10 protein-coding genes are annotated in these 9,060 nt (G+C 73.7%); 6 read left to right on the forward strand and 4 right to left on the reverse strand.

What is annotated here, in order from left to right:
• A partial coding sequence (locus AB0J52_RS16865) for a hypothetical protein (RefSeq protein WP_500182503.1) occupies positions 1–315 on the forward strand: 315 nt, incomplete at its 5' end.
• A gap of 93 nt (positions 316–408) precedes the next feature.
• Here AB0J52_RS16865 and AB0J52_RS16870 read toward each other — a convergent pair.
• Complete coding sequence (locus AB0J52_RS16870) at positions 409–843, reverse strand: DUF6292 family protein (protein WP_500182504.1); 435 nt, start codon at positions 841–843, stop codon at positions 409–411.
• Positions 844–1,227: 384 nt separating this feature from the next.
• Between AB0J52_RS16870 and AB0J52_RS16875 the strand changes: the two genes are divergently transcribed.
• Positions 1,228–2,055, forward strand: coding sequence for a GntR family transcriptional regulator (locus tag AB0J52_RS16875; protein ID WP_500182505.1), 828 nt, complete (start codon positions 1,228–1,230; stop codon positions 2,053–2,055).
• A gap of 165 nt (positions 2,056–2,220) precedes the next feature.
• Positions 2,221–2,892, forward strand: a complete 672-nt coding sequence (locus AB0J52_RS16880) for a GNAT family N-acetyltransferase (RefSeq protein WP_500182506.1) — start codon at positions 2,221–2,223, stop codon at positions 2,890–2,892.
• Here the strand turns inward: AB0J52_RS16880 and AB0J52_RS16885 are convergent.
• From AB0J52_RS16885 to AB0J52_RS16895, 3 genes are all read right to left on the reverse strand, one after another.
• On the reverse strand, positions 2,849–4,069 hold the full coding sequence (locus tag AB0J52_RS16885) for a glycosyltransferase family 4 protein (protein WP_500182507.1): 1,221 nt from the start codon (positions 4,067–4,069) through the stop codon (positions 2,849–2,851). The two genes, AB0J52_RS16880 and AB0J52_RS16885, sit on opposite strands and share 44 nt — an antisense overlap.
• Positions 4,070–4,167: 98 nt before the next feature.
• Positions 4,168–5,439 carry a nucleotide sugar dehydrogenase gene (locus AB0J52_RS16890; protein WP_500182508.1) on the reverse strand — a complete coding sequence of 424 codons (1,272 nt, stop codon included), beginning with the start codon at positions 5,437–5,439 and terminating at the stop codon, positions 4,168–4,170.
• Between the two features lie 37 nt (positions 5,440–5,476).
• Positions 5,477–6,901: a glycosyltransferase family 4 protein gene (locus tag AB0J52_RS16895; protein WP_500182509.1), complete on the reverse strand. Its 1,425-nt coding sequence runs from the start codon at positions 6,899–6,901 to the stop codon at positions 5,477–5,479.
• Positions 6,902–7,076: 175 nt separating this feature from the next.
• On the opposite strand from AB0J52_RS16895, the gene wecB reads away from it, so the two are divergent.
• The 3 genes from wecB to AB0J52_RS16910 all read left to right on the forward strand — a co-directional run.
• A complete protein-coding gene (gene wecB / locus AB0J52_RS16900; RefSeq protein WP_500182512.1) occupies positions 7,077–8,147 on the forward strand; it encodes a non-hydrolyzing UDP-N-acetylglucosamine 2-epimerase in 1,071 nt (356 codons plus the stop codon).
• A 97-nt stretch (positions 8,148–8,244) separates the two neighbouring features.
• On the forward strand, positions 8,245–8,856 hold the full coding sequence (locus AB0J52_RS16905; RefSeq protein WP_500182510.1) for a hypothetical protein: 612 nt from the start codon (positions 8,245–8,247) through the stop codon (positions 8,854–8,856).
• The coding region (locus AB0J52_RS16910; RefSeq protein ID WP_500182511.1) for a hypothetical protein at positions 8,853–9,060 on the forward strand (208 nt) is incomplete at its 3' end. The genes AB0J52_RS16905 and AB0J52_RS16910, both read left to right, overlap by 4 nt.

Here is a 9,060-nt window from a genome sequence, read left to right on the forward strand (position 1 = left end):
ACCCCGGCGGCACCGGACGGCGCGGGCCCCGGGGTGATGGGGCCCGCCTCGGACGGCGCGACGGTCTCCGTCCGCTGGGTCGCCCCGAGCGAGGACGCCGCCGCCGGCCTGCTGGCGTCCCTGGAGTCCACGCAGGCCCAGGCCCGCCGCCGCACCGACCTCGCCGCCGACGACGCCTACGAGCTCGGGCCGTCCGCCGGGACCATCGCGCTGCGCGTCAAGCGGTACATCGTCGTGGTGGACGCCAGCCGTCCGCCGGGCGCGGCCGCGCGCCTCGCGCGCTCGGTGGCCCAGAACCTCCGCGCCCTTCCGTAGCCGCACGGGAAGTAGCCGGGCGGGAAAGCGAAGCCGCCTCCCGACGGCGCGGGGCCGGGGAGGCGGTGAGTTCGAGGGGGAGCGGGGGCCGCGTCAGGCGAGGGCGGCGGCGGAGGAGTACGCGGCCAGGCGGGCGGCGAAGCCGTCGGAGTGGTCGGCGTGGGAGCGGAAGGCGCGGCGGTCCTCGCGGACGCCGCTCAGCAGGCGGTCGAGCACGGTGTCGCCGTCCGGCAGCACCCCGCCGCCGAGGTAGGAGGCAGCGTCGAGGACGGTGCGCTCACCCTGGCGGCCGCGGACGAAGCGGCCTTCACGCCAGCCGGTCTCCTCGTCCCAGACCAGGGCGCGGTGAGTGGAGCCCGAGCGGATCACGATCGTGGCGTCGCGGGGGCCGGACGGGTCGAGCCAGCAGTCCTCGACAGAGACGCCGGCGCGGCCGAGGATCTCCACGACATGGGTCACATATCCGTGGATCTGGTCCACCCAGGGGTCGGGGTGGTGCGCGGGGACAGGGATTCGCCATTCGGACATGATCGTGTCTCCTCTCCGTGGTTCGGATTGTGACCCGAATTGGACGCTTTGTCCATACCTGCGACCTTTTGTCGCGGGGGAGAGGTATCGCCGATCATTCGTTGCGCGACCCGGTGCCGATCAACTCCTCGAACGCGGTCGCCGCCTGGGCGGACCCGCATGAACGCCGGTGCTGGACGGCCCTGGAAAACGCCGACCCGTGACAGATCGGGATGGTAGGTTCGACCGCCTCCCGCCTGAGATCTAGCTCTTGGGGGCGTTCCGCTCAGCCGTTCAAGTCCTTAGGTGAATTATTCAATCGTTCCTACCTTTCCGCAAGCCCTATGAGTAGGATGGCCGTAGCACATACCGCCGGGCGCTGATCGAACGACGAGGGAGTGGCAAATGGCCGGGGCCAGGTACCGGGACATCGCCGATGACCTGGCACGCCGCATCGAGGTGGGGGAGTTCGCCGCGGGCGAGCGGCTGCCCACCGAAGAGCAGCTGATGGTCGACTACGACAACGCCTCGCGCAACACCATCCGCGAGGCGGTGAAGATCCTCAAGACCCGCGGCCTGGTCGAGACCACCCAGGGGCGCGGCACCTTCGTCCTGGAGGGCACCGTGCCGTTCGCGGTGACGCTCGCGGGCATCCCGGCGCCGCCCGCCAGCGGGCCCGGCGGCGAGGGCGCGGCCTACCGGTTCGACGCGCAGCTCCAGGCCCGCGAGTTCGAGAACAAGGACCCGAAGGTCGAGATCCAGCGGTCCAACCCCGAGGTGGCCAAGGCGCTGGCGCTCAAGGACGGCACCCGTGTCGTCCTGCGCCACCAGGAGCGGTTCATCGAGGCCCGTGCCTGGTCGCTGCAGACCACCTACTACCCGATGGAGTACGTGAGCCAGGGCGCCGACCGGCTGCTCGACGACGAGGACATCGACGAGGGCGTGGTCGCCTACCTCAAGGCGACCCTCGGCGTGGAGCAGGTCGCCTACCGCGACCGCATCACCGCCCGCGCGCCCGACAGCAACGAGACCAACTTCTTCACGCTGCGCGACAGCGGCAGCGTGGTGATCGTCCACGACCGGGTGGGGTACGACCGGGACCAGAAGCCGATCCGCTTCACCCGCACCGTCTACCCGGCCGACCGCAACCAGCTCGACCTCGTCGTCGGGGACGTCCCGCCCTCGCCGTGGGCGTACGACAAGGGCACCGCGAAGCAGGGAGGGGCGTCCTGAGCGATTCCGTCCTCCATATGCGGGCCGGCGCCCGCGCCCGCCGCCGCTGAGCGGGGTCCGGGAGCCGGGGTCAGGGGCCGAGGCCGCCCTTCTTCGCGTCACGCGGTGAACGGCCCATCTCATCGCGCCGGCGCGCGGGGACGCCGGCGGACATTCCACGGAGCCATGAACAGCGCAGACTTCACTCTTCGCCGTGCCGGCGACGACGACGTCGCCGGCATCATCCGCCTCATCGACGACGCGGCCCGGTGGCTGCGCGGCAAGGGGACGGGCCAGTGGGCCGAGCCCTGGCCGAACGCGGCGGAGCGGGAGAGACGCATCAGGCGGGGGATCGAGCTCTCCCGCGAGAAGGGCGAGGACGGGCGCGGGCAGGCGGCCACCTGGCTCGTCACGGATGGGGACCGGCCGATCGCGACCACCTTCGTCACCCGCGTCCCGAACCCGGCGCTCTGGACCCCCTACGAGCTGCGGACCAGGGCCGTCTACCTGCACCGGCTCGTCATCGACCGCCGGTACGCGGGCGAGCGGCTCGGCGAGCGGCTGGTCCAGTGGACGGGGGAGTGGGGCCGCCTCGCCTGGGACGCCGAGGTCATGCGCATCGACGTGTGGGCCGACAACATCCGGCTGCACGAGTACTACCGCAACCGCGGCTTCCTCTACACCGACACGCCCCGGCTGCAGGCGGACGGCACCGTCCGCCCCGACCCGCGGCTGCCCATGGACGTGTACCCGTCGGGCGTCCTGCTCGACCGTCCGCTGAAGCCGGTGGAGCGCTGGCCCGACGTCTTCGGGTTCAGGCCGGTCGCCGCGTCGGCTCTGGCGACACCTGCGGGATAGCCCCCTCCGGGACCGGCGTCGCTCCCGCGTCCGGGAACCGCGCCGCGGTCGGCAGGACGGGTGTGGCCGTCGGCTGGGCGACGCCGGACGCCCCGGCGGCCCAGAGTTCGAGCTGGCGGACGAAGGGGACGGCCTGGAGGGGCCAGTGGAAGCGGGCGCGGGCCGTGGCGTGGCCGCGCTCGGCCATGGCGGCGCGCCGCTCGGCGTCGGCGCGCAGGCGGCGGATCGCCGCGGCGGCGGCCGCCGGGTCGGCGAACGGCACGACCTCCCCGCACCCGGACGGCTCGACGATGCCGACGGCGGGCGGGTTCGGCGTGGTGATGACCGGGATGCCGCGCGCCATGTACTCGACGACCTTGGTCGGCATCGAGTGGCGGTAGTTGGGCTCGTCGTGCAGCAGGGCGAGGCCCGCCATGGCGCCCTCGGCGATGCGCAGGGCGCGGTCGTTGGGGACGAAGCCGTACCAGCGCAGCACGCCCGCAAGCTGCGCCTCGTGGAGCGCGGGGCGGATGTCGGGGTCGGCGGAGCCGATCAGTTCGACCAGGACGCCCTCGGGGGCGACGAGCCGGGCCGTCTCGATCATGTCGAGCGCGCCGCGCGCGGCGGACAGGTGGCCGACGTAGACGACGCGGCGGTCGTCGGGGACGGCGGGTGGCCGCTCGTCGACGTAGGTGGTGTTGGGGACGACCGGGTGCGGCTCGCGGAACCGGTCCCGGTAGCCGTCCTCGGCGAGCAGCAGGTGGTGGCGGCGCTCGGTGCGGCGTTCGAGGCGGCGGACGAGCGGCCGCAGCAGCGGCGCGAGCGGGGCCGGGAGCCAGCCCTTGGCGGTCAGCGCGGCGGCGGTGTCCTCGTGGACGTCCCAGACGACCGCGGCGTGCCTGCGGACGGACCGTGGCAGGCCGACCAGGAGTTCCGGGTCGTGCAGCAGGACCAGGTCGGCGTAGCCGGCGTGCTCGGCCAGCGCGCGGTGCGCGGCGCGCAGGGCGTGCAGGCGGCGGCGGCCGGTGGCGCGCGGCACGTCCACCGGCGACACCTCCCGCCACGGCGTGGAGTTGGTCGCCCGGAAAGGGGCGATATAGGTGACCTCGTGCCCGGCGTCCAGAAGGGCGCGGATCTGCCGGTGCAGAATCCGCGCGTCCTCCGGATGGTGCACGACCGTGCAGACGCAGACCCGCATTCCACTCACTCCGGATGGGAGACGGTTTTCTTCCGGGGATTCTGCGCGGCCCGTGGAAATTGCCGATGAATTCCGGGCGGCGGCGAGGTGGAGTTCGGTCATAGAAGCTCCGCGCCCGCCCCGGCGAGGGCCCGGGTCCGGCCGCGGGTGTCGAACAGCAGCCGGGCGTGCCGGGTCAGCAGCCGCGGGTCGTAGGCGGCGTGGTCGGCGAGCACGACGGCGAGGTCGGCGTCCGCGAGCGCGGCGACCAGCTCGTCCCGCGACCCGCCGGCGGACGCGACGTCATCCCCGTCCACCTGCCAGGACGTGACGTAGGGGTCGTGGAAGGCGAGGTCGGCGCCGAGCCGCCGCAGGCGGCGCGCGACCGGGCGGGCCGGGCTCTCGCGCTGGTCGGCGATGTCGGCCTTGTAGGTGACGCCGAGCAGCAGCACGCGGGCGCCCTTCAGCGCGCGGCCCTCGCGGTTGAGCAGCTGCTGCGCGCGCTCGGCGACGTACCGGGGCATCCGGTCGTTGATCTCCTGCGCCAGCTCGACGAACCGGAACGGGTAGCCGAGCGACCTGACCTTGTACGACAGGTAGTTCGGGTCGATCGGGATGCAGTGCCCGCCGACGCCCGGCCCCGGGCGGAACGCCTGGAACCCGAACGGCTTGGTGGCGGCGCAGTCGATCGCGTCCCACAGGTCGATGCCGAGCTCGTGGCAGAACACCGCCATCTCGTTGACCAGCGCGATGTTCACGTGCCGGTAGGTGTTCTCCAGCAGCTTGGCCATCTCCGCCTCGCGGGTGCCCTTGGCCTGGACGACCCGGTCGACGAACTTGCCGTAGAACGCGGCGGCGGACGTCGCGCAGGCCGGGGTGAGCCCCCCGACGATCTTCGGGGTGTTGCGCACCCCGTAGACCGGGTTGCCCGGGTCGATCCGCTCCGGGGAGAACGCCAGGTGGAAGTCCACCCCCGCGACCAGCCCGGACGTCTCCAGGATCGGCCGGACGACCTCCTCGGTCGTGCCCGGGTAGGTGGTGGATTCGAGCACCACCAGCGTCCCCGGCGACAGCCGTTCCGCGATCGCCGCGGACGCGCCGCGCACGGCGGTGAGGTCCGGTCCGCCCTCGTCCGAGAGCGGCGTCGGGACGCAGATCACCACCGTGCCCGCGCCGTCCAGCACCTCTTCGGCGCCGGACGGCGTGAACCCGGCCGCGAGCATCTCCGCGACCTCCGCGTCGGAGACGTCGTCCACGTGCGACCTTCCGGCCGCCAGGCCGGCGATGACGCGCTCGTCCCGGTCGTATCCGCCGACCCTGAGCCCGGCCCGGCACGCCTCGCGCACCAGCGGCAGCCCGACGTAGCCGAGCCCGATGACCACCAGATCCACGCCGGTGGCTCCCTTCGCAACAGGTGAGTTCAGGAGTTCAGGAGCGGGGCGCGGCCCGGTATCCGGCGGCCACCGCGCGCCATGTGCGTTCGGCCCGGACCCATTCCCGGGCGGCCCGCCCCAATTTCTTTCTCTTCTCCGGACTGTAAATGAGCTCACCCAGGGAATCGGCCCATGCCTTCGCGTCTTCCGGAAGAGTTAACGTGCCGGTCACGCCCGGTTCCACGATTTCGCGGAGGGCGCTGACATCACTTGCTATTACTGGGATTCCCCCCGCCATCGCCTCGAGCGGTTTCAGGGGCGTGACCAATTGGCAGACCCGGTCCGCCCGGCGGGGGACCGCGAAGACATCGAGGAGCGCGTGGAAAAGACGGACGTCCGACGGAGGGACCCGGCCGGGGAACACGGCGCGCACGCCGCGTTCGGCGGCGCGGCGCTCCAGCGCGGCGCGCTCGGGGCCGTCCCCGACGAGCAGCAGCGTGACGTCGTCGCCGCCGGCGCGCAGCAGCGCGGCGGCGTCGATGAGCGTGTCGATGCCCTCGTAGCCGTAGAACGACGAGGTCAGGCCGATGACCGGCACGCCGCCGGGCAGGCCGAGCGCGGCCCGCAGGCCGGCGGCGTCCGGCAGCGGCGCGAGGAAGCCGTCGTCCACGGCGTTCGGCACGACCGTGATCTTCGCCGGGTCCACGCCGCGTCCGGCGATCTCCGCGCGCATCGCCTCGCCCAGCGTGACCAGGGCGTCCGCCTCGTGCATGCGGCGGGTCTCCAGCTCGCGGGTGAGCCGGTAGAAGTCGTCGGTGGGGCGGTGCGACGGCGACCGCGACAGCCACGAGTCCTCCAGGAACCCGCGCACCTCGTACAGGACCGGCAGTCCGTGCCGTTTCCCGAGTTCGAGCGCGACGGCGGCGTTGCGGTGGTCGCTGACCGCGTGCAGCAGGTCGGGCCGCAGGTCGCGGACGAGCCGTCCGGCCAGGTCGGCGGCCTTCGCGACGGCCCGCACCGGGTCGGACGGCGGCGTCCACGGCAGCAGCCGGTGGTACGGGACGCCGTCCACGTCCACGCGCGCCCGCGCGTCGCCGACGCCCTGCGCGAGTGGATGCCCGAGGCGCGTCACCACGTGGGCGTCCCAGCCGAGCGCCTCACGCTGGGCGAGGGCGATCCGGTGCGTCCGCACGGTGTAGCCCGCGTTGGTGACCGGCAGCGAGTTGGTCACGAACACCAGCGTCCGGCGCACCTCGCCGGTGCCCGCCGGACGCGCCGGATAGGGCGGCGTGGCGAGTAGCTTTCGCAGGTCGGAGGACTCGCGGGCGGGGTCGCGCGGCTTCGGCGCGGCGAGGGCCGCGCGGCGCAGGCGCGGGGCGGCGCGGGCCGCCAGGCGGACGGCCAGGCGGCCCGCCCGGGACGGGTCGTCCCGGAGCTGCCGAACGGCGAGGGCTGACATGTACACGGAGCGTTTCAACACGGCGGGCGAGCGTAGGCGCGTCCGATGAACGGAAGGGAAAGCGCAGGTGGGCGGAGAGATGGACGGACAGGTGGGGGAAACGGTGGGTGAACATGTGGGTGAGCCCCGGGACGGGTCCGCGGACGGGCTCCAGAACGGCCCCGCCGGGGGGCTCCGGGACGAGTTCGCGGGCGAGCTGGTCCACGTCCTCGGGGCGCGGCCGAACTTCGTGAAGGCCGCGCCGGTCATCGCGGCCCTCGCCGCGCGCGGCGCGCGCCAGGCGGTGGTCCACACCGGCCAGCACTACGACCGGCGGATGTCGGAGGTGTTCTTCGACGAGCTGGGCCTGCCCGAGCCGGACGTCAACCTCGGCGTCGGCTCGGGCTCGCACGCCGCGCAGACGGCGGCGCTGCTGGTCGGGCTGGAGGAGGAGTTCATCCGGCGTTCACCGGCGCTGGTCATCGTGTACGGCGACGTGAACTCGACGATCGCCGCCGCCCTCGTCGCGGCCAAGCTCGGCGTGCCGGTCGCCCATGTGGAGGCGGGGCTGCGCAGCTTCGACATGACCATGCCCGAGGAGGTCAACCGGCGGCTCACCGACCAGCTCTCCGACCTGTGCCTGGTGACCAGCCCGGAGGCGGTCGGGCACCTGGCCGCCGAGGGGGTCCCGGTCGGCCGGGCGCACCTGGTGGGCAACCCGATGATCGACACGCTGCTCGGCAACCTGGACCGGTTCGACACCGCGAGGGTGCGCGCCGAGCACGCGCTGCCGGAGCGGTACGTCCTCGCCACGATGCACCGGCCCGCGAACGTGGACGATCCCGTGACGGCGTCCGCGCTGGTCAAGAGCCTGCACGGCGTCGCGGACCTGGCCGACGTGGTCATCCCCGTGCACCCGCGCGGGCGCGCGAACCTGCTCGCCGCCGGGCTGGACGGCCATTCGCGCGTCCACGTCCTGGAACCGCTCGGCTACGTCGACTTCGTCGCGGCCGTGCGCGGCGCTGCGGCCGTGGTCACCGACTCGGGCGGCATCCAGGAGGAGACGACCGTCCTCGGGGTGCCCTGCCTGACCGTCCGGCCGAACACCGAGCGGCCGATCACCGTCACCCACGGCACCAACCGGCTGGTGTCGCTGGAGGAGCTCGTCCCGGCCGCCCGCAAGGTGCTGGAGGGGGAGCGGCCGCCCGCCGGGCGGGTGCCGCCGCTGTGGGACGGGCACGCCGGGCCCCGCATCGCCGACGTGATCCTGGAGTACCTCCGTGCCTGACCGAACCGTGCCTGACCGAACCGAACGTGATCGAAACCCGGCCGGGCGGGCCGGGCGGGCCGGGCGGGACCGCGCGGGGCGGGACCGGACCGCCCGGATGCGCGCCGCCCTGCGCGAGAGCGAGGCCCGCGTCGAGGAGCTGGAGCGGCGGCTCGCCGCGCTGGAGACCTCGACGACCGTCCAGTTCGGCCGGCTGGTCGCCGGGGCCGCGCGCAACCCGCGCCGCCGTGCCGCACGGCTGCCCCGCGAGCTGTACCGGCTGTGGAAGCGGCGCGACCGCCCGATGGAGTCGGCGACGCTGCGGGAGAGCGCGACCCGCCGTGTCGACCGGTTCGAGCGGTCCGAGGACCGGCTGCTCGTGCAGCGCGTCTCGGACCGCCCGGTCGTCGCGGGCATCCTCGGCCGGGACGCCGCCGCCGAGCTCGCGGACCGCTACGAGGTCGTGCCGGTCCACCCGCACGACGCGCGCACGGTGCTTCAGACCGCCGACGTGGACGCGCTGGTCGTGGACGCGCGCGCGGGCGAGCCGGGCGGGCCGTGGGCGTATCTCGGCGTCCCCGGCATGTTCGACCGCGATCGCGACCTGGACGAGGCCCGGGGCATCGCGCGCGCACGAGAGATCCCCGTCGTCCTCTGGGGCGAGAATCCGCCGCCGACGATGGCCGTCCTGGACTGGGACCCCGTCGCCACGCTGAAGGAGCTTCGTTGACCCGCGCCCTCGTCTACGGAGACGTGGACCTGAATCTGATCGACGGCTCGGCCATCTGGGCCCAGGGCATGGTGCAGACGCTCGCGCGCGCGGGCTGCGATGTCACGCTCGTCCTGAAGGCCCCGGTCCGGACCGGACGGCTCGTGGACCCGCTGCGCGCGCTCCCGGGCGTGACCGTCGTCTCGCCGCACGAGGAGGGGCTGG

The organism is Spirillospora sp. NPDC049652, from assembly GCF_040675125.1.
Classification (GTDB): Bacteria; Actinomycetota; Actinomycetes; order Streptosporangiales; family Streptosporangiaceae; genus Spirillospora.